We start from the raw sequence: 22954 nt of genomic DNA on the forward strand, positions 1-22954 counted from the left end.
AATTACTTAGGGTACACCCGTCGTTCTTGAAGCCGCAGCTTTGTTACCTGCGCGCTCTCGCCCAAGTCACATAGTGGCCTATGCTCCTTGGGTCTCGCTCTCTTGTCGCCTTGCTGCAACTCCGATTACTTAGGGTATAAAAATAAGGAGGTAAAAAAAGCCATTGGCAAATAAAAGGCTTCTGGTAAACTACGGCTAATTTTAGAAATCTGGATGGCTGAAGTGTCTATTAATTTATATCTGGAACAGTCAGGATTATCTGCCTTGCTAGAAGGGCAGGAAACAGCCATAGAACAGGCTGTGGCTGCACTGAAAACACAACTTGCCGCAGCGTCAGCTCCTGCTGTGACCTGGTCGTATCAGGTGCCGGAATTAGGCGAAGGTGGTGCTTGTTCTTTGTTTGGTCAACTGGCCGATGAACCTTATGATTTAGCTGCTACTTTAGGTAAAAGCGAAGCAACCACAAAAGCTTTGAGTCAACTAACTGCTGTGGTGAAAAACTATCAGCAGAGCAATGACAGTGATTGGTTTGGTATTTATCAGAAACGTCAGAATCCACAAGGCGAAACCGTACTGGTGAAGCTGGCCTATTTTGGTGCGGCTTCCCGTGCTGAATTTCCGTTAACAGCCGAGTTTGCCCAAATCAGCAATAACAGCACTGTGGGTCTGACCGGCAAAGCTAAAGTGATTAACGATGTCACTGCGTATTTAACCGCAGGTGGCGAATATTATACCTGCGACCCCAAAGTATTATCCGAAGCTTGTTTGCCTCTCTTTAATAGTACAGGTGAACTGGCAGGTATTATTGACGCTGAGGCATTTAAACGTCAGGCCTACCATACAGATGCACTGGTTCGTCTGGTCGCTATCTGTCTTGTGCTGCCAGACTTGCTGCCTGCATGATAAGATGAAACCGAATTGATTTTTTAACACTGCAAACTGACAGGTAAAATTTATGTTTTCGCACTTACAGCCGACCCCTATCGATCCCATTTTAGGTTTAATGGCCGCTTATAAAGAAGATCCAAATCCACTGAAAGTGGACCTTGGGGTGGGTGTCTATAAAGACGAGCAAGGCCATACGGCTGTGCTGGATTGTGTGAAGAAAGCAGAAGCGCTGCGTTTAAAAAACGAAGATAGTAAAACCTACATTGGTATGGCGGGTGATTTATCCTTTAACAGCCATATCGAGAAACTGGCTTTTGGTCAGCATAAAGTACTGTTGTCTGGCCGTGTCACTACAGCGCATACCCCTGGTGGTACAGGCGCATTACGGGTGGCTGCTGAATTTATTAAAAAAGCCAATCCTGATGCTACGGTGTGGGTCACCAACCCAACCTGGGCTAACCATATTTCTCTGTTTCAGGCGGCCGGTCTGAAAGTCAAAGAATACAGTTACTATGACTGGGATACCAAAGGCTTAAAGTTTGACGCCATGCTGACTGAGCTGGCGCAAGTCCCTGCAGGTGACGTGGTGCTGGTACATGCCTGCTGCCATAACCCAAGCGGTATGGATTTGAACTTTGAGCAGTGGAAACAATTTGCGCATTTGGCCAAAGAAAAAGGCTTTACGCCACTGGTGGATATGGCCTATCAGGGTTTTGGTTTAGGTCTGGAAGAAGACACTCAGGGCTTACGTTATCTGGCTGATCTGGTCGAGGAACTGATTTTATGTAGTTCATGTTCGAAAAACTTTGGTTTGTACCGTGAGCGTATAGGGGCCTGTAGCATAGTAACAGCGGACAGCAAAACCACTGAAATTGCAAAATCAGTGTTGTTGAGCGTGGTACGTAGTATCTACTCTATGCCACCAGCTCATGGCGCTATCATCGTTAGTCATATTCTGGATAGCCAGGAATTAACTGCGCTGTGGCATCAGGAACTTGCTGTGATGCGTAATCGTATCAATGACTACCGTCAGCTGATTATCGATAAATTTATTGCTGAAGGTATTACACAGGATTTCAGCTTCATTACTAAACAACATGGTATGTTCTCGTTCCTTGGTATTAACAAAGAACAAATAGAACGTCTGCGGAAAGAGTTCAGCATTTATATGGTGGGTTCAAGCCGCGTCAGTATCTCCGGCTTAAACCACAGCAATATTGATTACTTCGCCAAAGCGATGGCGCAGGTGCTAAAAGGTTAAGCGTTCAGACTAACCAATAAAGGGTGGCTTGTGTCACCCTTTTTAATTGCAGCAAAAAGTACTGAGTCGCAGGAAGGTGGCGCTGATTTAAGCTAGCATAAATAAAGTTTCGTATAGATAGTCATACATCTGCCTGAGGTTAGTAGTGCTAAAAAGTCTATGTGCTGTTCTGTTTTCTTTGTCAGCTGTGTCTGCCTATGCAGCTTCAATCCGGGTAGTGACAGAGCTATCGCCGCCACATCAGACGGTCGAAAATGGCCGGGTTGCTGGTGTCAGCACACAAATTGTTGAGGCTACGTTACAACAGGCGGGGCTGCAAAGCCGCATCGAAGTCTATCCCTGGGCCAGGGCTTTTTATATTGCGACAAGCACGCCGAATGTGCTGATTTACAACATGGCCCGAACCACAGAACGGGAAACAGAATTTCACTGGATTGGTCCTGTAGCCACTTACAGGTTAGGGTTAGTCAGACTGACTGAACGCACTGATTTGACCCCAAACCATCTCAAAGACTTAGGCTCTGCTGTGATTGCGGTGCAAAGAGATGATTTCTCTTATCACTGGTTAAAACAGCAAGGTATGAAGGTTGGCAAAGAGCTGCAACTCTCTGCGGATATACTGGAATCCTGGCGTTTATTGCTCAAAGGCAAGGTAGATTATGTGATCGACGACGAGGCCGCCTTGACGTTGATGGAGAAGCAGTTGGCTCAACCTCAAGGCATCACACGTTTTGTGTTGGCTATCCCACAGCTTGAGCAAAAAACCTATCTGGCAGCCAGTAAGGACACAGATCCTGAACTGGTTAAGAAGCTGCAGCAAGCCCATCTTCAAGTGCAAAAAACAGCCTTGTACCAGAATGTGATGGCTGGTCGTTTTTAAAGTTCGACCAGTTCGTTCATTAACTGAGTCAGCCATACATTAAGACGCTGATCCGTCTGGTCATATTGATTTTCTTCGTCCAACGCCAACCCATAAAACCATTCGCCGTCTGAGGTCACTGCTTTGGAGGCAATAAAGTCATACCCCTCTGTAGGCCAGAACCCGATCCGAATACAGTCTTGCGGCGCTATGGCCTGATGCAACATACCTACAGCATCCTGAAACCATTCGGCATAGCCCAGTTGGTCGCCCATGCCATAAATAGCCACTATTTTTCCGCTTAAGTCGACTTCTTTAATGTCGTCCCAATGTGCTTCCCAATCTTCCTGCAGCTCACCAAAATCCCAGGTAGAAATACCCAAAATCAGCAAATCGTAGTCTGCCATCAGCGTCAGAGGCTGATCTTTAATATTATGAAGTGTTACACTGCTGCCATCCGGCAAACTTGGGTCAGCACTTAAAAGCACCTGAATTTTCTCTGCCACTATCTGGGTGTAGCAGGTGGTGGATCCGTAAAAAAGACCAATGTTCATCTGATATAACTCAGCACTTTGTGGGGCCGGCAGTGTAGCAGAAGCGTCTGAACCAACAAAGTCAGACAAGATAAATTAACCCGGGAGTAAGAAGTGGCAACGGTATTGGCCAGCTCAGAGCAACAACTGATCCAGGCTTTTTTAGATCAGCTATGGCTGGATAAAGGTGTCAGTGAACATACCTTAAGCGCCTATGGCACAGATCTGACTAAATTTGCGTTGTTTTTGCAGCAGCACGACCAGCAATTGACGGCTGTGGATCAACTGCTGCTGAATAGTTATCTGGCCTACAGAGTGGATCAGGGCTTTAGCCCACGCAGCACCTCCCGCACTTTAAGCAGCTTACGACGCTTTTATCGTCATCTGCACAAAACCAAACAAATCAGCGAAAATCCTTTATCTGATGTTTTTAACCCCAAAATTGGTCGTTCGTTGCCTAAAACTCTGTCTGAGCAGGACGTGGATTTATTATTGGCTGCGCCGGATGTCAGTGATTTAATTCAGTTTCGTGACAAAGTGATGTTAGAAATTCTCTATGCAGCCGGTCTTCGAGTGTCGGAGCTGGTCGGTTTAACCTTGCAACAGATTAATCTGCGCCAGGGCTTAGTCCGGGTCACAGGCAAAGGCAAAAAAGAACGGCTGGTGCCTTTGGGGGAAACTGCGGTGGAATGGCTGGATCAATACCTGCGTCAGGGCCGCGGCTTGTTGCTCGATGGTCAAAGTGATGTGGTATTCCCAAGCAACAGAGGCCAGCAAATGACCCGACAAACTTTCTGGCACCGGATTAAGTTTTATGCCAAAGTGGCAGGCATTAGTGCAGAGTTGTCTCCGCATACGGTACGACATGCTTTTGCTACCCATTTATTGAATCATGGTGCTGATTTAAGGGTCGTACAGTTACTGTTGGGACACAGCGATTTATCAACTACCCAAATTTATACCCATGTGGCGCAAGCGCGCTTGCAAAGTTTACATCAACAACATCATCCAAGGGGCTAGCCCGCGGAGCAGGAAACAGAGATGAAGAAGTTTAGCTATCTCGCCGTTATGGCAGCATGTTTGAGTACAGGTTTAGCAGCACAGGCGGTGTTACCTGAAGTGAATAAAGCCTTTTCTGAAGTGGGCTTAACTGTCAAAGCTGTAGCGGACTCCACTGTGCCCGGCATGCTGCAGGTGCAAACCGACAAAGGTTTATTTTTTATGTCAGACAACAAACAGTATCTGTTTGAAGGCAATATTTACGACTTAAAAAATAAAAAACTGGTGAATGAGGATATCCTGAAAGACATCCGCAAAGCCGGTGTAAAAGACTTTGACGGTTCAGTCATTGAGTTTAAAGCCGCTGACGAAAAATATGTGATCCATGTATTCACCGATACCAGCTGTGGTTATTGCCGTAAGTTACATAACGAAATGGCGGATTTAAATAAAGCTGGTATTACCGTACGTTACCTCGCTTTCCCTCGCGGAGGGATCCAGTCGGCAACCTATGACGAGTTGCAGTCGATTTGGTGTGCTAAAGATGCCAAACAGGCGCTGACGGATGCAAAAAATGGTAAAGCCGTGAAGCAAGCCAGCTGCCAGAACAACGTGGCGCAGCAATACGAGTTGGGCCAGAGTTTTGGTATCAATGGCACTCCAGCTCTGATCTTACCTGATGGTCGTTTAATTCCAGGTTATCAACCCGCCGCAGCTTTAGTAGCTACCCTGAGTCAGAATGCGTCTTAAGCGGAACCATCCTTGAGTATCATGAAAGAATTACAACGCCGGCCTGTACCGGCGATTTCGGCGGAGCTTTCCCAGTACCATCCGGTGATACAGCGTATCTATGCCAGCCGCGGCATTGAAAGCTCGCTGCAATTGGCACGGGGCGCTGCTCAGTTACTGCCTTTTACTTTGCTCAAAGGTATTTCAGCAGCAATAACCTTGTTGATTGAAGCGTTACAGCAGCAACAGCATATTGTCATAGTCGGCGATTTTGATGCCGATGGTGCCACCAGCACAGCCACTCTGCTGACCGGCTTAAAAAGTCTGGGGTTTAAGCATGTGGAGTATTTGGTGCCGAACCGGTTTGAATATGGTTATGGTTTGTCGGTTGAAATGGCAGAAATTGCTGTGGCTCAGGGCGCTCAGCTGATCGTCACAGTTGATAATGGTATTTCAGCCATTGACGGCATAGCGCTGGCAAAAAAAATGGGTGTCAAAGTGCTGGTCACAGATCACCATTTACCTGGCAACGAACTGCCGGATGCGGATGCTATCGTCAATCCAAACCAGCCGGGCTGTGACTTTCCCAGTAAACAACTGGCTGGTGTAGGTGTGGCGTTTTATCTGCTGTTGGCGCTGCGTGCTGAACTTCGAAGCCTTGGATATTTTACCGAAACTCAGCCTGAACCTAATCTGGCGGATCTGTTGGATCTGGTGGCGTTAGGCACAGTGGCTGACGTTGTACCGCTGGATACCAATAACAGAATTCTGGTGCATCAGGGCTTGCAACGTATTCGCAGTGGCAAAGCCCGGCCAGGCATTCAGGCGTTAATTGATATTGCCAATCGTAAAGCGGAAAAACTGACAGCTCAGGATTTTGGTTTTGCTTTAGCTCCCCGTTTAAATGCCGCAGGGCGTTTAGATGATATGGGCCTTGGTATTAGCTGCTTATTAGCACCTGATTTACCCCGCGCCCGTATGTATGCGGCAGAACTCGATAGCTTAAACGTCGAGCGCCGTGAAATAGAGCAGGGCATGCAGCAGGAAGCTCAGGCTTATTTGCAGCGGTTGTCCTTTGCCTCTGAAGAGTTGCCGGACGCTTTGTGTTTGTACCAAAGTGATTGGCATCAGGGCGTGATCGGGATTTTGGCCGGCCGTATTAAAGAGCAGTACCACAGACCTGTGCTGGTGTTTGCTCAAGGCGATGCAGGCGAGCTCAAAGGGTCTGCCCGTTCAATTCCGGGCTTACATATCCGCGATTTATTAGATGAAGTTTCTACCCAATACCCTGGCCTGATTAAAAAGTTTGGCGGTCATGCGATGGCGGCTGGTTTAACTATTGCCGAAGAGCGGTTTGAAACCTTTAAGCTGGCGCTGAACTTTGTTGCAAAAAAATACCTGACGCCAGAGCTACTGACAGCAGTGCTCTATACAGACGGAGATTTGGGTAGTGATTGCTTGTCTGTACCTTTTGCAAGGCTGTTGCAACAAGCAGGTCCCTGGGGACAAGCGTTCCCTGAACCTGTGTTTGAAGGCGAATTTATTATCCGCCAACAACGCTTGTTAGCTGATAAGCATCTGAAACTGATGCTGGAATCCAGTGATGGCAGCTTAGTAGATGCCATCTGGTTTAACGCTGATAACAAGGCCTGGCCTGATGCCAATGTCAAAAAAATCCGCGTGGCTTATCAGTTGGATATCAACGACTACCGTGAGCAACAGTCGGTGCAATTGATAGTGCGTTTAATTGAAAAAATTGGTTAGCTTGTCCAAATAAGTACTTTAGGGCCAGCATTTTTGTGGCCCTAAAGTATCCGCAACAGAAAATCGTCGGGATGGCTGCATGTCTGCAGAAAAATTGCTACAATCGCCACCAATTTTTTTCTAAGCGCCTTAAATCATGTTTGAAGTAAATCCGGTATACAACGCCATTAAAGATCTGACTGAACGCACCAATGTGCTTCGGGGGTATCTTTGACTACGACGCCAAAAAAGAAAAGTTAGAAGAAGTCAGCCGCGAGCTGGAAGATGCTGCCGTCTGGAATAAACCTGAATATGCTCAGGCTTTAGGTAAAGAACGTTCGGCTTTAGAGCAAGTGGTGGGTACCATTGACAAGCTGGACCAGGGACTGGAAGACGTAGCCGGTCTGGTCGAGCTTGCCATTGAAGCTGAAGACGAAGATACTTTTCATGAAGCTCAGGCTGAACTTGCTGATCTGGAAACTCAGCTGGCAAAGCTGGAATTCCGTCGTATGTTCTCAGGCAAAAGCGATCCGGCGGATTGTTATCTGGATATTCAATCTGGTTCTGGTGGTACTGAAGCTCAGGATTGGGCCAGTATGTTAATGCGGATGTATCTGCGTTGGGGCGAAGCCAAAGGCTTTAAACCTGAACTGTACGAAGTGACAGATGGCGACGTGGCCGGCATCAAAGGTTGTACTATCAAATTTACCGGCGAATATGCCTATGGCTGGTTGCGCACTGAAACCGGTGTACATCGTTTAGTGCGTAAAAGCCCGTTTGACTCGGGCAACCGTCGCCATACCTCGTTTGCGTCGGTATTTGTGTCGCCTGAAGTCGATGATGATATTGAAATTGAAATCAATCCAGCCGATTTGCGGATAGATACCTACCGTGCATCAGGCGCTGGTGGTCAGCACGTCAACAGAACCGACTCAGCGGTGCGTATTACTCACTTACCCACCAATATTGTGGTGCAGTGTCAGAACGACAGGTCACAACATAAAAACCGCGATAACGCTTATAAGCAATTACGCGCCAAGTTGTATGAGTTTGAACTGCAAAAACAAAACGCCGAAAAACAAGCGCTGGAAGACACCAAGTCGGATATCGGCTGGGGCAGTCAAATCCGTTCTTACGTGCTGGACGACTCGCGGATTAAAGACTTACGCACAGGCGTGGAAACCCGCAATACCCAGGCCGTATTGGACGGTGACCTCGACAAATTTATTGAAGCCAGCTTAAAAGCCGGTTTGTAATTTAGCTCACAAAATCAGGAACTTATCATGTCTGAACAAAACACTCCTATCGAAGAACATCAGGACGTAAATAAACTGATTGCTGAGCGAAAACATAAGTTGGCTGGCTTACGTGAGATGGGTAACCCATTTCCAAATGATTTTCGCCGTGATGCCACTTCTGACCAGATCCATGCTCAGTACGAGCACCTGAGCAAAGAAGAGCTGGAAGAGAAGAAAATCCGTGTCACTGTGGCAGGTCGTATGATGCTGCGTCGTATTATGGGTAAAGCCAGCTTTACCACTATTTCTGATGTCGGTGGCAAGCTGCAGTTGTATGTTGCACGCGACAGTCTGCCTGAGAATGTCTATAACGAAGGCTTTAAGAAGTGGGATTTAGGCGACATCATAGGCGGTAGCGGTGTGTTGTTTAAAACTCAGACCGGTGAGCTGACCGTCTGGTTAGACGAAATCCGGTTGCTGACCAAAGCCTTGCGTCCATTGCCGGACAAATTCCATGGTTTAACCGATCAGGAAGCTTGTTACCGCCAGCGTTATTTAGATTTGATTGTGAACGATCAGTCACGCAAAACCTTTTTAATCCGTTCAAAAACTGTGGCTTATATCCGTCAGTTTTTTAACAGCAAAGGCTTTTTAGAAGTAGAAACCCCAATGCTGCAAAGCATTCCAGGTGGTGCTTCGGCCCGTCCTTTTGAGACGCACCACAATGCGCTGGATATGCAAATGTTCCTGCGTATTGCACCAGAGCTGTATTTAAAGCGTTTAGTGGTCGGTGGTTTTGAAAAAGTATTTGAGCTGAACCGTAACTTCCGCAACGAAGGCGTTTCTACCCGTCATAACCCTGAATTCACTATGCTGGAATTCTACTGGGCTTATGCCGATTACAACGATTTAATGGATATCACTGAAGAGTTATTCCGCGGTCTGGCGCAGTCTGTGCTGGGCACCACTGAAGTGCCTTATCAGGGCAACCTGTTTGATTTCGGTAAACCTTTTGCCCGTATGTCAGTGACTGAATCTATTCTGCACTACAACCCAGAAGTGAAGTTAGAGCAGTTAACGACCCGTGAAGCAGTGGCTGAACTTGCCAAGTCGTTAGGCATTGAAGTCAAAGCCAACTATGGTCATGGCCGTATTCTGATGGAAGTCTTTGATGAGCTGGTCGAAACCAAGCTGCAACAACCTACTTTTATCACTGAATACCCGGCAGAGATTTCTCCGCTGGCGCGTCGTAACGATCACAATCCGGAAATCACCGACCGTTTTGAGTTCTTTATTGGTGGTCGTGAATTAGGCAATGGTTTCAGCGAATTAAACGACGCAGAAGATCAGGCTGAACGTTTCCGTGAGCAAGTTGCACAAAAAGAAGCGGGCGACGATGAAGCCATGTACTACGACGAAGATTTCGTCACTGCACTGGAACATGGTTTACCGCCAACCGCAGGTCAGGGTATTGGGATCGACCGTCTGGTAATGTTACTGGCCGACGCGCCAAGCATCCGGGACGTGATCCTGTTCCCGCATATGCGTCATAGCGATAAGCACGGTTCTTAAGTTTTGAATTTAAAAAGGCAGCGCAAGCTGCCTTTTTCTTCTGTGCTCCGTTAAAACAGAGGCTTTTACTGTGCTTTGCTGATTTATTATTTTTTTATCCTGCCTTTTGATTGAGCAGCAAGCTGCCCTTTGTTATAATTTCCCCCCGTCCTAAGTTCGTAAATTCTTTATTGCCAATGGCGTCTCAGGGGTCTCATGACTACAAGATACATCTTCGTGACGGGTGGGGTTGTCTCATCCTTAGGTAAAGGCATTGCTGCTGCATCCTTAGCAGCTATTTTAGAAGCCCGTGGCCTGAAAGTGACCATCCTTAAACTGGATCCGTACATCAACCTGGATCCGGGCACCATGAGCCCAATTCAGCACGGTGAAGTGTACGTCACAGAAGACGGCGCAGAAACCGACCTCGATTTAGGTCACTATGAGCGGTTTATCCGCACTAAAATGACCAAACGTAATAACTTCACCCAAGGCCGTATTTACTCGGACGTATTACGTCGTGAGCGCCGTGGTGATTATTTAGGTGCCACTATTCAGGTGATCCCTCATATCACCAACGAAATCAAAAGCCGTGTGATTGCTGGTGCTGAAGGTTATGACATTGCCATAGTGGAGATTGGTGGCACTGTAGGTGATATCGAATCCCTGCCATTCTTAGAAGCTATTCGTCAGTTAGGTACCGAAATTGGCCGCGAACGCGCCATGTTTATGCACCTGACTTTAGTGCCATACCTGGGCACTGCCGGTGAAATCAAAACCAAACCTACTCAGCATTCGGTCAAAGAGCTGCGTTCTATTGGTATTCAGCCGGATATTCTGGTCTGCCGTTCTGACCGCGCTATTCCGTCGAATGAGCGCGCTAAGATTGCGCTCTTTACCAATGTGGAAGAGCGTGCTGTGATTTCATTAAAAGATGTGTCCAGCATTTACCAAATTCCTGCACTGTTAAAATCACAGGGTCTGGATGATTTAGTGGTGCGCCGTTTCCATATGACTTGTCCTGAAGCTGACCTGACCGAATGGGAACAGGTGTTGTATCAGGAATCCAATCCTACAGGCGAAGTGACCATTGGTATGGTCGGTAAATACGTTGAACTGCCAGATGCTTATAAATCAGTCAACGAAGCCTTAAACCATGCAGGTTTAAAAAATCGCTTAACTGTGCATATCAAATACATTGACTCGCAAGACGTCGAAAGCAAAGGCACTGACATTTTAGCTGGTGTGGATGCGATTCTGGTGCCTGGTGGTTTTGGTGAGCGTGGCGTCGAAGGCAAAATTTTAGCGGCCCGTTATGCCCGTGAAAACAAGGTCCCTTACCTGGGTATTTGTTTAGGTATGCAAGTCGCGCTGATTGAATATGCCCGTAATGTAGCTGGCATGAAAGATGCGCATTCAACTGAATTTAATAAGAAAACACCTTACCCTGTGGTGGGTCTCATCACAGAATGGCTGGATGCGGACGGTAATGTTGAACAGCGGACTGATAAGTCTGATATGGGCGGCACTATGCGTCTGGGCAGTCAAAACTGTAACCTCAAAGCCAATACCAAAGCCCGTGAGATCTATGGCAATGACATCATCAGTGAACGTCATCGTCACAGATACGAAGTGAACAACAACTATGTTGCTCAGCTCGAAGAGGCTGGCTTAAAGATCTCTGGTCTGTCGGCGGACAACCAGCTGGTTGAAATGATTGAAATACCTACACACCCATGGTTTGTGGCGGGTCAGTTCCATCCGGAATTTAACTCTACACCACGTGACGGACATCCGTTATTCCAGGGCTTCGTGGCCGCCGCTTATAAATATCAGAAACAGCAATTGGTTTAATTTGATTAAAGCCGGGCCCTTGAGTCCGGCTTTTGTTTATGCAGCATAGAAGGGGATTTACATGTCTGAGATCGTCAATATCATCGCCCGTGAGATCATGGATTCGCGCGGTAACCCAACAGTAGAAGCCGATGTATTTCTGGCCAGCGGTGCCATGGGTCGTGGCTGTGCGCCATCAGGTGCTTCTACCGGTACCCGTGAAGCTTTAGAACTGCGCGATGGTGACAAGAGCCGTTATTTAGGGAAGGGCGTGCGCACTGCGGTTGCCAATATCGATGGTCCAATCAAAGCGGCTTTAATAGGTAAAAACGCGTACAAACAAGCAGAAATTGACCAGATCATGATCGATCTTGATGGTACTGAGTCTAAATCTAAGTTAGGTGCTAACGCTATTCTGGCTGTGTCTTTAGCTGTAGCCCGCGCAGCTGCTGCTGACAAAAAAATCCCATTGTATCAGCACATTGCCGACTTAAACGGCACACCTGGTGTGTATTCCATGCCAGTGCCTATGATGAACATCATCAACGGTGGTGAACATGCGGATAACAACGTCGATATTCAGGAATTTATGGTGCAGCCTGTTGGCGCTAAGACCTTCGCTGAAGCGCTGCGTATGGGCGCCGAAATTTTCCACCAACTGAAAAAAGAACTGCACAGTCAGGGCTTAAATACAGCTGTGGGTGATGAAGGTGGTTTTGCACCGGATCTGAAGTCTAACGAAGAAGCTTTAACTGTGATTTCTAAAGCTGTGGCCGCTGCTGGTTACGAGCTGAACAAAGACATCACTTTAGCTTTAGACTGCGCAGCCTCTGAGTTTTATGTCGATGGTAAGTACAAATTATCTGGCGAAGGCAAAGAATTCACCTCGTATGAATTCAATGACTTCCTGGCTGGTTTAGCCACCCGTTTCCCTATAGTTTCAATCGAAGACGGTTTAGATGAGTCGGATTGGGATGGCTGGAAAGACATGACCAATAAAATGGGCAACAAAATCCAGTTAGTAGGCGACGATTTATTTGTCACCAACACGAAAATTCTGACCCGTGGTATTGAGCAGGGCATTGGTAACTCTATCCTGATCAAATTCAACCAAATCGGTAGTTTAACTGAAACTTTAGCCGCTATTAAAATGGCGAAAGACGCAGGTTTTACCGCAGTGATTTCACACCGTTCAGGCGAAACTGAAGATGCCTTTATTGCTGACTTAGCTGTAGGTACCGCTGCTGGTCAAATTAAAACAGGTTCTTTATGCCGCTCAGACCGCGTGTCTAAGTACAACCAGTTACTGCGTATTGAGCAGGAATTAGGTGCTAAAGCCCCGTACCGTGGCCGTGTAGAAATCAAAGGCCAGGCGTAAGCCTGATCAGATAAAGCAATCAAGGGTGGTTTTTGCCCTCTTGATTGCTTTTGCTCCCTTGATTACCATCAACGGATGAAAAAACATTCAGCCGATCAACATCAGCTGTGGCAAGGCCCGGCGCAGGACCTGACGTATACAGAGCTTTGTAATGCTTTGTATGAACGGGAGTTAATGCGTTATGCCAAAACTGCCCCTGAGTTTTTAACTGGTCTTCCTAAAAAAATTGCCAGTTTGCCTTTTTATATCCGCCGCTGCGCCAGCAGTATTTTGTCGCACAAATCCCCGCTTGAAATGGATAGTCAAAATGCCAGTTGGATAGGTCGTCAAAGCCCACAGTGTCCGGCCAAAGAACAAGGCATTGAACAAATTGAACAGTTTTACTTAAAACACAAAAAATTAGCTTTGATAGTGCCTGTCTACCAAAACCAATTGGCGCAAGAAACAGTTTGGCTGGACTCAGTCGATGAAATTGATATCAATGGGCAGAGATTGCATTGCAATGAACATGGCTGGTTTAGTTTTAACGGCACCCCTTTGACCGACGAAAACAGTGATAAATTCTTACTTAAGCCAACAAAAAGCTTAATGACAGCCGCTTGTTGTGGTCATCAGTGGCTTAACAGTGAACGCAAAACCCCACGAGTCTTGAGTTTAAGAGAGTTATTGCTGGCAAGCCGGCTAAATTGGCAGAACTTTGCTAAGCCTTTTCAGCCTTAAGTCACATTTTTCCTGCATAAGCCTTTATTTTCGGCTTTCCAGTCTGGCCGATAAGCTTCATAATACTTTTATCTTTTTCATTGTTGGTTTGATATGCGCCTGTTGGTTTTATTGTTACTGACGCTGCTTGCAGCACTTCAACATCGCTTGTGGCTTGGCCAACACAGCGTGATGGAGTATTGGGCTCATAAAACTGAACTTGCCAAGATGGAACAACAAAATGAAGTGCTGGCCAAGCGTAATAAATTACTGAAGGCGGACGTCACTGACCTGCAAATTGGTCTGGATGCTATTGAAGAGCGTGCCCGCAACGAATTAGGTTTGATCAGACAAGACGAAGTATTTTTCCGGATTATTAGCCCGCTGGATAAAAAATGACTGCTATTCCTGCTATTGCGACTGTGATCCCGGCCGCTGGTGTTGGCAAACGAATGCAAGCGGATAAGCCCAAGCAGTATCTGCAACTTTGTGGCCTGACTGTGTTGGAGCAAACGCTGCATCGCTTAAAACAAGTTCCTGCTTTACAACAATTTTATCTGGCGCTGAGTCCGGATGACCCTTATTTTCCTGCATTGCCTCTGGCGAATGACCCGAAGATTCAACGCCTGAATGGTGGCGCTGAACGCGCCAATTCAGTGCTTAACGCTTTGCTACAGATTGACGCGCAGCAGTACCCATGGGTGCTGGTGCATGACGCCGCCCGCCCTGCAGTGCGGGTCAGTGATATCGAGCTTTTGATTCAGAGCTGTATTCAACAAGGGCAAGGCGGCATTTTAGCCACGCCTGTGCGGGATACCATGAAACGTGGTTCTGACACTGTACAGCATACGGTTGATCGTGCTGGTTTATGGCATGCCTATACGCCGCAGTTGTTTCCGACAGCGCAGCTCAAGGATGCATTGCAACAAGCTTTAGCTCAGGGCGTGGCTATTACTGATGAAGCCAGCGCTATGGAATGGGCAGGATTGCCTGTACTTTTGGTGCAGGGCCATGCTGACAATATCAAAATTACTCAGGCTGAAGATTTAGCTTTGGCCGCTTTTTATCTGGAGCATTCTGTATGATGCCGTTTCGTATTGGTCATGGTTTTGATGTGCACGCTTTTGGTGGTGAAGGTCCTGTCACTTTAGGTGGGGTAAAAATTCCTTACGAACAAGGTTTGCTGGCGCATTCAGATGGTGATGTAGTGCTACATGCTGTATCCGACGCATTGTTAGGCGCTATGGCCTTAGGTGATATAGGCCATCATTTTCCTGACACAGACGCGGCTTTTAAAGGCATAGACAGCCGTATTTTATTGCGTAAAGTTTTTGCTGATGTCAAAGCTTTAGGCTACGAAGTGGGTAATCTGGACGTGACCATTATGGCGCAAGCGCCAAAAATGGCGCCTCATGTCGATGCGATGCGCGCTTGTATTGCTGAAGATCTGGTCTGCGGTTTGTCACAAGTCAATGTCAAAGCCACTACAACAGAAAAACTTGGTTTTGTTGGTCGCAAAGAAGGCATTGCTGTTGAAGCCGTGGTGCTGTTGGTGAAGTCCTGATGCAAAGAACAGTGCAGCTGCCACAGCTAAGTTATTTATATGGCCAGCCTGAAACTACAGCTTTATTGCGTGTGCAACCTGATGATTTTATTGTGCATGAAGAGCTGAGTTTTACACCGACCGGCGCTGGCGAGCATATGCTGCTGCTAGTGGAAAAAATTGGTCAGAATACGCAATATGTCGCTAAGTTATTGGCTGAATTAGTAGGTTGTAAAGCCCGCCAGGTCAGTTATGCCGGTTTAAAAGATAGACACGCTGTAACCCGTCAGTGGTTTTGTGTGCCCGTGCCTATCAAACAACAACTGAACTGGCAGGACTGGAATATCGAGGGCGTTAAAGTTCTCGACAGTATCCGTCATCAGCGTAGGTTAAAGTTAGGCTCGATAAAATATAACGAATTCACCCTGACGTTAAGGGATGTCAGTGATATTCCGGCTCTTTTACAGCGGCTGGAATTAGTGAAAAAAGGCGTGCCGAATTATTACGGCGAACAACGTTTTGGTATTCAGGGTGGTAATTTAGCTTTAGCCGAACAGCTATTTTCTGGTGGTGGTATTGAGGATCGGAAAATACGCGGTTTAGCTTTGTCGGCCAGCCGTTCTTTTTTGTTTAATTTACAAGTCGATGCGCGGGTAAAAGCTGGTACTTTTAATCAGTTGCTGATGGGTGAAGTGGTTCAACTGGATGGCTCTGGTTCTATTTTTAAAGTGCCGCAGAGCGATGACACTTTAAGGCAACGCTTACTGGAGGCTGACCTTCATCCCACGGCGGGCTTGCCGGGTTTAGGTGAGCCTTTAACTACGGCCGATGCTTTGGCTTTTGAACAACAAAGCCTGAGCCTCTGGCAGCATTGGGTCGATAAGCTCGCTGAACTTAATGTCAGGGCGGAGCGACGCAGCATTCGGGTTATACCAAAAGATTTAACGGCCGAAGTACAAGGCCAAAATGTAAAAATTAGCTTTAAACTCTATTCAGGTTGTTTTGCCACTGCCGTTTTACGGGAGCTGGTGAATTACCAGGATGTGCAACGTAATTACGCCACATTGGATTAACCCCTTTGGGGCGAGGGCAGATCATCAATGCGAATTTTATTAAGTAACGACGATGGCGTGTACGCCAAAGGTATTCAGGTGCTGCAGCAGGCTTTATCTGCCATAGCAGAAGTCACTACTGTAGGGCCCGATCGCAATTGCAGTGGGGCCAGCAATTCGCTCACCCTATTAAACCCGTTACGTACTCAGCAGTTGGATAATGGTTTTATCGCAGTCAATGGTACCCCAACAGACTGTGTGCATTTGGCGATCAATCAGTTGTTGGACAAAGCACCGGATTTGGTAGTGGCTGGTATTAACCACGGTGCAAACTTAGGCGACGATGTACTGTATTCGGGCACCGTAGCTGCAGCTACCGAAGGCAGACATTTAGGTTTGCCTGCCATTGCGGTCTCTTTAGCTGGTCGTGATGAGCGGCATTTTGCTACCGCAGCTTATGTCACAGTGCAGGTGATTAAAAAATTAAAATCTCAGCCACTGCCTGCGGATCAAATTTTAAATATCAATGTACCAGCTGTGCCATTGGAGCAACTGCGCGGTATACAGGTGACCCGCTTGGGCCGTCGTCATAAGGCTGAAACCATGCAAAGCTCTACAGACCCTTGGGGCCGTCCCATCTATTGGTATGGCTCCTTAGGACCCGAGCTGGATGCAGGCCCAGGCACAGACTTCTATGCGATAGCCCAGGGTTACGCCTCTATTACGCCTTTGCATGTCGACATGACAGCCTATCGCAGCATGGAATTATTAACGGACTGGTTAGATGGAATTGAGTGTTAAGTTATGGCTGTAGTCACCCATCGCAGTGCCGCAGTATTGGCACAAAAGCTCCAGCAGGATGGTATTCAGGACAGCAGAGTGTTGTCCGCTATTGCGCAAACGCCAAGGCATTTGTTTGTCGAAGCTGTACTGGCACATAAAGCCTATGAAAATACGGCTTTGCCCATAGGCCAGGGCCAAACTATTTCGCAGCCTTATATAGTAGCGAAAATGACAGAGTTATTGCTGCAATCTCAGCAATGTCAAAAGGTGCTGGAAATAGGCACTGGCTCCGGTTATCAGACCGCTGTACTGGCGCGTTTATTTTCACAGGTTTGTAGTGTAGAGCGGATAAAGTCGTTGCAGTTTCAGGCCAAACGCCGTTTGCAGCAGCTGGATTTGCACAATGTGTCGATGAAACATGGTGATGGCTGGCTTGGCTGGGCCAGTAAAGCGCCTTTTGACTGCATTATAGTGACAGCTGCACCTCATGAAGTGCCACAAGCTTTATTGCAGCAACTGTCAGAGGGCGGGCGTTTAGTGATCCCAGTCGGCTCTCAGGAGCAAGTGTTACGAGTATTCACCCGCATTGGGGATGAGTTTGAACAAAAAGATGTCGAGGCCGTGCGTTTTGTACCCTTAGTTCCGGGTGAGCTGGCTTAATCAAAAGGATGAACAGTTGAAAATTTTCCAATGGATGTATGACAAAGCACTGGTATGGGCAAAACACCGGCATGCAGAACGTTATTTAGCAGGCTTGAGTTTTACTGAATCCGTTATTTTCCCTATACCGCCAGATGTGATGTTAGCTCCTATGGCATTGTCCCAACCTGACAAGGCCTGGCGTTTTGCCTGGATCACCACTTTGTTTTCGGTATTTGGTGGTATTTGCGGCTATTTCCTTGGTTTATGGCTGTATGAACCACTCGTATTGCCTGCCGTCGAATACATGGGCTATCAGGAGACTTTTGCCAAAGTAGAACATTGGTTCACTACCTATGGTGTGTGGGTGGTATTTATTGCGGGTTTCTCTCCTATTCCCTACAAGTTATTTACCGTAGGCGCAGGATTGATGAATATGGCTTTTTTCCCTTTTGTTATCGCTTCTTTTATTGGTCGCGCTAGTCGGTTTTTTTTGGTTGCAGGCCTGATGTACTGGGGCGGTGAAAAAATGCAGCAAAAACTGCGCGATATAGTCGATTGGTTAGGCTGGGGCACTGTGGCTGTTGGCGGCATTTTATATCTGGTCTATCGCTAACTGATGAAGTATTTGAGTGTCTGTTGCCTGGTTCTGACATTAACGGCTTGTAGCTCAAGAGAATCGCCAGCACCTGTTACTACACTCAATGACATCAAAAGTTACTACAAAAAATACCCACAAGGTGAACCAGTCTCAGGTTATGTTGTTCAAACAGGTGACACCTTGTATTCGCTTGCATTCAGAGCCGGTATGGATTACAGGGAACTGGCTCAACTGAATAATATTTTACCTCCTTATCGTATTTTTGTAGGTCAAACGTTACGATTTAGTAACAAAAAATACACATCAATTCGCGGTGAACAGCGTTATTCATCCGTTAAAGTGCCAAAAATAGCGACTGCAACAGTAAAGAATCCTTCGCGAACGCAAAGTAAATTAACAACTGCTAACAAAGCTGTTGCGCGCAACAATCAAACGGGTTATGTTCGAAAGCAGACAGTAAAGGAAAATGCAACTTCAGCAGAAAATTCTGTTTCCAGTTCTAAAGTAAGATGGTCATGGCCAGTTCGTGGACCACTACTGGCAGGCTTCTCTAATGCTGAACATGGTAACAAAGGGTTAGATATAGGAGGAAAAGCAGGGACTCCTATAAAAGCAGCTGCGGCGGGTGAAGTCGTTTATGCGGGAAATGCACTAAGGGGCTACGGCAATCTGGTGATTATCCGTCACAACGACGACTTCTTAAGCGCCTATGCTCATAACCGTAAATTACTGGTGAAAGAGCGTGATACTGTCGCAAGCGGACAAACTATAGCTGAAATGGGTGATACTGATGCGACCTCTGTCCGGCTGCATTTTGAGATCCGTTTCCGTGGTAAGTCTGTTGATCCAAAACGATACTTAAAATAATTAAATATAATAAAAAACATCACCCCGAAAGGGCGAACAGGTAAGGATACCGGGCAGTTCAGGTGATACCCAAAGCTTGTAGAAGTGGGAGAAGGAAATGGGCCATAAAGATGACGATGATGTAATTGAATTTAAAGAAGCTGAATTAACAGATGATGTTCTTTTAGCAGATGATGATAACGCAGAACCCGATTTAGCCGCTTTAGCAGCGGAAGAAGACACTACCCCAGACGATGTTTTTACAGCCAATGATAGCCAGAGAGCTATGGACGCCACTCAGATTTATCTGGGTGAAATTGGTTTTTCCCCTCTATTATCTGCCGAAGAAGAAGTCTATTTTTCCCGTCTTGCACTGAAAGGCGATAAAGCTGCCCGTAAACGTATGATTGAAAGCAACTTACGTTTAGTGGTGAAAATTGCCCGTCGGTATATCAATCGAGGTTTAGCTTTGCTGGATCTGATTGAAGAGGGGAATTTAGGTTTGATCCGCGCTGTGGAAAAGTTTGATCCTGAACGAGGTTTTCGTTTTTCAACTTATGCTACCTGGTGGATCCGTCAAACCATAGAACGGGCCATTATGAATCAGACCCGTACTATTCGCTTGCCTATTCATGTAGTCAAAGAGCTGAATATCTACCTGCGTGCAGCCCGTGAGTTATCACAACGACTGGATCACGAGCCAACACCGGAAGAAATCGCAGCGGCACTCGACAGGCCTGTCGAAGAGGTACGCAAGATGTTGAAGCTGAATGAAAAAATTACCTCAGTGGATACCCCTGTTGCAGGCTCTTCAGAAAAACAGCTACTTGATGTATTAGCAGATGAAAAAGAATTAGGCCCGGAAACTGAATTACAGGATGCAGATATTCGCCAGCATCTGGTGATTTGGCTAGATGAGCTGAATGCCAAACAACGAGAAGTCTTAGCCCGCCGTTTTGGTTTATTAGGCTATGAGCCATCGACGCTGGAAGATGTAGGTAAGGAAATTGGATTAACCCGCGAAAGAGTAAGACAAATTCAGGTAGAGGCACTGCGCCGTCTGCGTGAAATTGTGACTCATCAGGGCCTGAATATCGAAACTTTATTCCAGGAATAATGAAGCGGGTCAGAGCTTTAGCTCTGACCCTAATATTCTGTTTAATAGCAAAACCATCTAGTCTGTTTTAGTTCTCCGCTTAAAACCTGAAGTCCCAACTTTCTCTGTATGTCACCAACTTGTCACTCAAAGTTCAAGCTCTGAACTGCAATGGCATAACCCTTGCTCCTTTCTGATACAGAACAAAAAAAGCAGGCCCATCAGTTAAGTTGTTCGGGTCGTATCGGACGGGAAGGAGTCGCCAATGGGTGCAAAAAGTTTTGGGCACTATCAGCAAATCAGCCAGTGTTTTGATGAGCTGGTGCAGGCGGATGGACAAATACGACCACCGGCTGCGGCTATAGCTCGTTTTATTGATCGCCACGGCTCTGCTGAGCTGATTCAACGGCAAGAGCAGTTAAATCAAACGATTAGCGCCATGGGCGTTTGCTTTACCTTGTATTCAGACGGTAATAATATCGATCGCTGCTGGCCTTTAGATGTAATGCCACGCACTATCCCAAGCTCTGAATGGCAAAAAACTAGTGCAGGCCTGAAACAACGTTTAGCTGCGTTAAACCTGTTTATTGACGACTTGTACCACGATCAGCGTATTCTGAAAGACGGCATAGTGCCAGCTGATTTAGTGCTGGACTCGCGCAACTACCTTGCACCATGTAAGGGCATTTCGCCCCGTTATGGGGTCTGGGCCAATATCTGTGGGACTGATTTGGTGCGTGATGGCTCAGGCCAATTTTTAGTGCTGGAAGATAACTTAAGGGTGCCGTCTGGCGTGTCTTATATGCTGGAAAACCGCACTGTGATGAAACGGGTGTTTCCGGAATTATTTGCCGATTCCTTTATCTACCCTGTAGACGACTACCCGCATCAACTCTGGCGTATGTTGGCCTCTTTATCTCCTCGTCCTGGTGATGTGCCTTGTATAGTGCTGTTAACACCTGGTGTTTATAACTCGGCTTATTTTGAGCACAGTTTTCTGGCACAGCAGATGGGCGTTGAGCTGGCCGAAAATACAGATTTACTGGTGCAGGATGACATTGTTTATTTAAAAACTCTGCATGGCCTGCAGCGGGTGGACGTGATTTATCGCCGGGTGGACGATGTGTTTATCGACCCACAAGCTTTTCGGCCCGATTCTGTGTTAGGTATTCCGGGTTTGATCAAAGCCTGGGCCAAAGGCAATGTATCTATCGCTAACGCGCCAGGCTCTGGTGTCGCCGACGATAAAGTGATCTATGCCTATGTGCCACAAATCATCAATTATTATCTCGGCGAACAGCCGCTGATTGACAACGTTCCTACCTATTTGTGTCTGGATCCAAAACAGCGTGACTATGTGTTGGCTAATCTGGACCAGTTGGTGGTGAAACCTGCCAATGAATCCGGTGGTTACGGCATTTTGATAGGCCCACGCTCCACCAAAGCAGAGCAACAGCAAATGGCGGAAGCTATTAAAGCCAATCCGCGTAATTTTATAGCTCAGCCGACTTTGGCGTTATCGACTGCGCCAACTTTATGTGACGGTGTGCTGGAACCCCGGCATTTGGATTTACGGCCCTTTATTTTGCAGGGCCGGGATTTGTACTGCACCACAGGCGGTTTAAGCCGGGTGGCACTGAAAAAAGGCTCTTTGGTGGTCAATTCGTCGCAAGGCGGCGGTAGCAAAGACACCTGGATCATCAACGATGAGGTCTGATCTATGTTATTAAAATCTTTGGATCATATATTCTGGTTAGGCCGTTATCTGGAGCGTCTGGATGACACGGCCCGCTTAATTAATGCCACCAGCCATTTACTGATCGATAGTCACAAAGACAGCCAGTTCAGTTGGTCCTTGTTGTTGGATGTGCTGGGGCAGAATAGTGTTGAACTCCTAAGCCAGCTACCGGCCAGCGATTTAACCTTAGAGCAGCAGGTGATGGGATTTTTAATTACAGATGCCAGTAGTCAGGTGTCGATACGAGCGGCCTGCAGTGCGCTGAAACAAAATGCCAGAACAGTGCGACAACTGATCCCCCGTGATATGTGGGAAGAGCTGAATTCACTGGATTTGTTTTTGCAGGAGCACTGTCAGCAGTTGCAGGGACGGCAGCACAGATACAAGTTAATGACGGAAGTCAGCCGTCGCTGCCAAATGGTGGTGGGGGTGTTGGACGGTACTATGCTGCGCAGTGATGCTTTTGATTTGTTCAACATAGGCCGGCATCTGGAGCGGGCCGATATGACGACTCGTATTATGGACGTGATGGTATTGCAGCAGTTGCAGCCGACAGATATTAAAAGACCACGTTTTCGCTGGACTTCGATCTTAAATGCTCTGGGTGGCGTAGAGTCTTACCACTACTATTTAGCCCATCAAAACACTGAAGTGGATGCGGTGGATTATTTACTGACGTACGCAGACTTTCCGCGCTCTATTGCCTATTGTTTGCACAGAGTGGCCGCTTCGGCCAAAGCTTTACCTCATGGTGCCGCTATTTTGCAACGGGTCTGGCAGTTACAGGATTTGTTAAAAACACAGAACTTAGCGGAATTAACCACAGGTCAGTTGCATCAGCTAATCGATCAACTTCAGACAGGGATCATTGAATTGCATCAGGTCATCAGTACTCCTTCAATTGAGTTTTCCTCAGAGCTCAGCCAGCAAATGTCGGCTTGAGGA

The 22954-nt window shown here is 46.9% G+C and carries 23 protein-coding genes; 22 read left to right on the forward strand and 1 reads right to left on the reverse strand.

Annotation, left to right across the window (positions count from 1 at the left end; translation table 11 throughout):
- Positions 1-213 precede the first annotated feature (213 nt).
- From IEW88_RS02900 to IEW88_RS02910, 3 genes are all read left to right on the forward strand, one after another.
- A complete protein-coding gene (locus IEW88_RS02900) occupies positions 214-903 on the forward strand; it encodes a GAF domain-containing protein (RefSeq protein WP_147902818.1) in 690 nt (229 codons plus the stop codon).
- A 52-nt stretch (positions 904-955) separates the two neighbouring features.
- Complete coding sequence (locus IEW88_RS02905) at positions 956-2149, forward strand: amino acid aminotransferase (protein WP_053423245.1); 1194 nt, start codon at positions 956-958, stop codon at positions 2147-2149.
- Between the two features lie 145 nt (positions 2150-2294).
- Positions 2295-3029, forward strand: coding sequence for a substrate-binding periplasmic protein (locus IEW88_RS02910; protein WP_229670252.1), 735 nt, complete (start codon positions 2295-2297; stop codon positions 3027-3029).
- Here IEW88_RS02910 and fldB read toward each other — a convergent pair.
- On the reverse strand, positions 3026-3631 hold the full coding sequence (gene fldB / locus IEW88_RS02915) for a flavodoxin FldB (RefSeq protein WP_229670254.1): 606 nt from the start codon (positions 3629-3631) through the stop codon (positions 3026-3028). The two genes, IEW88_RS02910 and fldB, sit on opposite strands and share 4 nt — an antisense overlap.
- Before the next feature lie 24 nt (positions 3632-3655).
- Between fldB and xerD the strand changes: the two genes are divergently transcribed.
- The 19 genes from xerD to IEW88_RS03010 all read left to right on the forward strand — a co-directional run bounded on the left by xerD (position 3656) and on the right by IEW88_RS03010 (position 22951).
- Positions 3656-4561: a site-specific tyrosine recombinase XerD gene (gene xerD / locus IEW88_RS02920; RefSeq protein ID WP_147902817.1), complete on the forward strand. Its 906-nt coding sequence runs from the start codon at positions 3656-3658 to the stop codon at positions 4559-4561.
- 21 nt (positions 4562-4582) lie between these two features.
- Positions 4583-5290: a bifunctional protein-disulfide isomerase/oxidoreductase DsbC gene (gene dsbC, locus IEW88_RS02925; RefSeq protein WP_053423244.1), complete on the forward strand. Its 708-nt coding sequence runs from the start codon at positions 4583-4585 to the stop codon at positions 5288-5290.
- 21 nt (positions 5291-5311) lie between these two features.
- Entirely contained in the window at positions 5312-7033 is a 1722-nt protein-coding gene (recJ, locus tag IEW88_RS02930; protein WP_147903199.1) for a single-stranded-DNA-specific exonuclease RecJ, read from the forward strand.
- A 136-nt stretch (positions 7034-7169) separates the two neighbouring features.
- Positions 7170-8268, forward strand: a protein-coding gene (gene prfB, locus IEW88_RS02935) for a peptide chain release factor 2 (protein WP_185148506.1) whose coding sequence is annotated in 2 segments (ribosomal slippage) — positions 7170-7244 and positions 7246-8268 — 1098 coding nt in all. Because the reading frame shifts where the segments join, the coding sequence is not laid out codon by codon here.
- Between the two features lie 27 nt (positions 8269-8295).
- The gene (lysS, locus tag IEW88_RS02940; protein ID WP_147902815.1) at positions 8296-9822 is read left to right on the forward strand and encodes a lysine--tRNA ligase; all 1527 of its coding nucleotides are present in this window, start codon (positions 8296-8298) and stop codon (positions 9820-9822) included.
- A gap of 195 nt (positions 9823-10017) precedes the next feature.
- Positions 10018-11655 carry a CTP synthase gene (gene pyrG, locus IEW88_RS02945; RefSeq protein WP_147902814.1) on the forward strand — a complete coding sequence of 546 codons (1638 nt, stop codon included), beginning with the start codon at positions 10018-10020 and terminating at the stop codon, positions 11653-11655.
- 61 nt (positions 11656-11716) lie between these two features.
- A complete protein-coding gene (gene eno, locus IEW88_RS02950) occupies positions 11717-13012 on the forward strand; it encodes a phosphopyruvate hydratase (RefSeq protein ID WP_127020624.1) in 1296 nt (431 codons plus the stop codon).
- A gap of 75 nt (positions 13013-13087) precedes the next feature.
- On the forward strand, positions 13088-13732 hold the full coding sequence (locus IEW88_RS02955; RefSeq protein WP_147902813.1) for a hypothetical protein: 645 nt from the start codon (positions 13088-13090) through the stop codon (positions 13730-13732).
- A gap of 93 nt (positions 13733-13825) precedes the next feature.
- On the forward strand, positions 13826-14110 hold the full coding sequence (gene ftsB, locus IEW88_RS02960) for a cell division protein FtsB (RefSeq protein WP_147902812.1): 285 nt from the start codon (positions 13826-13828) through the stop codon (positions 14108-14110).
- On the forward strand, positions 14107-14796 hold the full coding sequence (gene ispD / locus IEW88_RS02965) for a 2-C-methyl-D-erythritol 4-phosphate cytidylyltransferase (RefSeq protein WP_147902811.1): 690 nt from the start codon (positions 14107-14109) through the stop codon (positions 14794-14796). Before ftsB ends, ispD begins: the two co-directional genes overlap by 4 nt.
- Positions 14793-15275 (forward strand): 2-C-methyl-D-erythritol 2,4-cyclodiphosphate synthase, encoded by a 483-nt coding sequence (gene ispF / locus IEW88_RS02970; protein ID WP_288743115.1) that lies wholly within the window; start codon positions 14793-14795, stop codon positions 15273-15275. Before ispD ends, ispF begins: the two co-directional genes overlap by 4 nt.
- Positions 15275-16327 carry a tRNA pseudouridine(13) synthase TruD gene (gene truD, locus IEW88_RS02975; RefSeq protein ID WP_147902810.1) on the forward strand — a complete coding sequence of 351 codons (1053 nt, stop codon included), beginning with the start codon at positions 15275-15277 and terminating at the stop codon, positions 16325-16327. Before ispF ends, truD begins: the two co-directional genes overlap by 1 nt.
- 27 nt (positions 16328-16354) lie before the next feature.
- Entirely contained in the window at positions 16355-17107 is a 753-nt protein-coding gene (gene surE / locus IEW88_RS02980) for a 5'/3'-nucleotidase SurE (RefSeq protein WP_147902809.1), read from the forward strand.
- A gap of 3 nt (positions 17108-17110) precedes the next feature.
- Positions 17111-17749: a protein-L-isoaspartate(D-aspartate) O-methyltransferase gene (locus IEW88_RS02985; RefSeq protein WP_053423234.1), complete on the forward strand. Its 639-nt coding sequence runs from the start codon at positions 17111-17113 to the stop codon at positions 17747-17749.
- Between the two features lie 16 nt (positions 17750-17765).
- A complete protein-coding gene (locus IEW88_RS02990; RefSeq protein WP_147902808.1) occupies positions 17766-18344 on the forward strand; it encodes a YqaA family protein in 579 nt (192 codons plus the stop codon).
- A gap of 3 nt (positions 18345-18347) precedes the next feature.
- Complete coding sequence (locus IEW88_RS02995; protein WP_147902807.1) at positions 18348-19196, forward strand: peptidoglycan DD-metalloendopeptidase family protein; 849 nt, start codon at positions 18348-18350, stop codon at positions 19194-19196.
- A 97-nt stretch (positions 19197-19293) separates the two neighbouring features.
- Positions 19294-20292, forward strand: coding sequence for an RNA polymerase sigma factor RpoS (gene rpoS, locus IEW88_RS03000; protein ID WP_053423231.1), 999 nt, complete (start codon positions 19294-19296; stop codon positions 20290-20292).
- A 244-nt stretch (positions 20293-20536) separates the two neighbouring features.
- The gene (locus IEW88_RS03005) at positions 20537-21988 is read left to right on the forward strand and encodes a circularly permuted type 2 ATP-grasp protein (protein WP_147902806.1); all 1452 of its coding nucleotides are present in this window, start codon (positions 20537-20539) and stop codon (positions 21986-21988) included.
- Between the two features lie 3 nt (positions 21989-21991).
- Complete coding sequence (locus IEW88_RS03010) at positions 21992-22951, forward strand: alpha-E domain-containing protein (protein ID WP_147902805.1); 960 nt, start codon at positions 21992-21994, stop codon at positions 22949-22951.
- The last annotated feature ends 3 nt before the right edge of the window (positions 22952-22954 follow it).

The sequence above is a fragment of the Rheinheimera tangshanensis genome (assembly GCF_014645135.1).
Taxonomy (GTDB): Bacteria; Pseudomonadota; Gammaproteobacteria; order Enterobacterales; family Alteromonadaceae; genus Pararheinheimera; species Pararheinheimera tangshanensis.

Bases quoted from the DNA above. Each gene is read 5' to 3' on its own strand.
- IEW88_RS02900 (WP_147902818.1), top strand. From the start codon at position 214: ATGGCTGAAGTGTCTATTAATTTATATCTGGAACAGTCAGGATTATCT.
- IEW88_RS02905 (WP_053423245.1), top strand. From the start codon at position 956: ATGTTTTCGCACTTACAGCCGACCCCTATCGATCCCATTTTAGGTTTA.
- dsbC (WP_053423244.1), top strand. From the start codon at position 4,583: ATGAAGAAGTTTAGCTATCTCGCCGTTATGGCAGCATGTTTGAGTACA.
- recJ (WP_147903199.1), top strand. From the start codon at position 5,312: ATGAAAGAATTACAACGCCGGCCTGTACCGGCGATTTCGGCGGAGCTT.
- lysS (WP_147902815.1), top strand. From the start codon at position 8,296: ATGTCTGAACAAAACACTCCTATCGAAGAACATCAGGACGTAAATAAA.
- pyrG (WP_147902814.1), top strand. From the start codon at position 10,018: ATGACTACAAGATACATCTTCGTGACGGGTGGGGTTGTCTCATCCTTA.
- eno (WP_127020624.1), top strand. From the start codon at position 11,717: ATGTCTGAGATCGTCAATATCATCGCCCGTGAGATCATGGATTCGCGC.
- IEW88_RS02955 (WP_147902813.1), top strand. From the start codon at position 13,088: ATGAAAAAACATTCAGCCGATCAACATCAGCTGTGGCAAGGCCCGGCG.
- ftsB (WP_147902812.1), top strand. From the start codon at position 13,826: ATGCGCCTGTTGGTTTTATTGTTACTGACGCTGCTTGCAGCACTTCAA.
- ispD (WP_147902811.1), top strand. From the start codon at position 14,107: ATGACTGCTATTCCTGCTATTGCGACTGTGATCCCGGCCGCTGGTGTT.
- ispF (WP_288743115.1), top strand. From the start codon at position 14,793: ATGATGCCGTTTCGTATTGGTCATGGTTTTGATGTGCACGCTTTTGGT.
- truD (WP_147902810.1), top strand. From the start codon at position 15,275: ATGCAAAGAACAGTGCAGCTGCCACAGCTAAGTTATTTATATGGCCAG.
- surE (WP_147902809.1), top strand. From the start codon at position 16,355: ATGCGAATTTTATTAAGTAACGACGATGGCGTGTACGCCAAAGGTATT.
- IEW88_RS02985 (WP_053423234.1), top strand. From the start codon at position 17,111: ATGGCTGTAGTCACCCATCGCAGTGCCGCAGTATTGGCACAAAAGCTC.
- IEW88_RS02995 (WP_147902807.1), top strand. From the start codon at position 18,348: ATGAAGTATTTGAGTGTCTGTTGCCTGGTTCTGACATTAACGGCTTGT.
- rpoS (WP_053423231.1), top strand. From the start codon at position 19,294: ATGGGCCATAAAGATGACGATGATGTAATTGAATTTAAAGAAGCTGAA.
- IEW88_RS03005 (WP_147902806.1), top strand. From the start codon at position 20,537: ATGGGTGCAAAAAGTTTTGGGCACTATCAGCAAATCAGCCAGTGTTTT.
- IEW88_RS03010 (WP_147902805.1), top strand. From the start codon at position 21,992: ATGTTATTAAAATCTTTGGATCATATATTCTGGTTAGGCCGTTATCTG.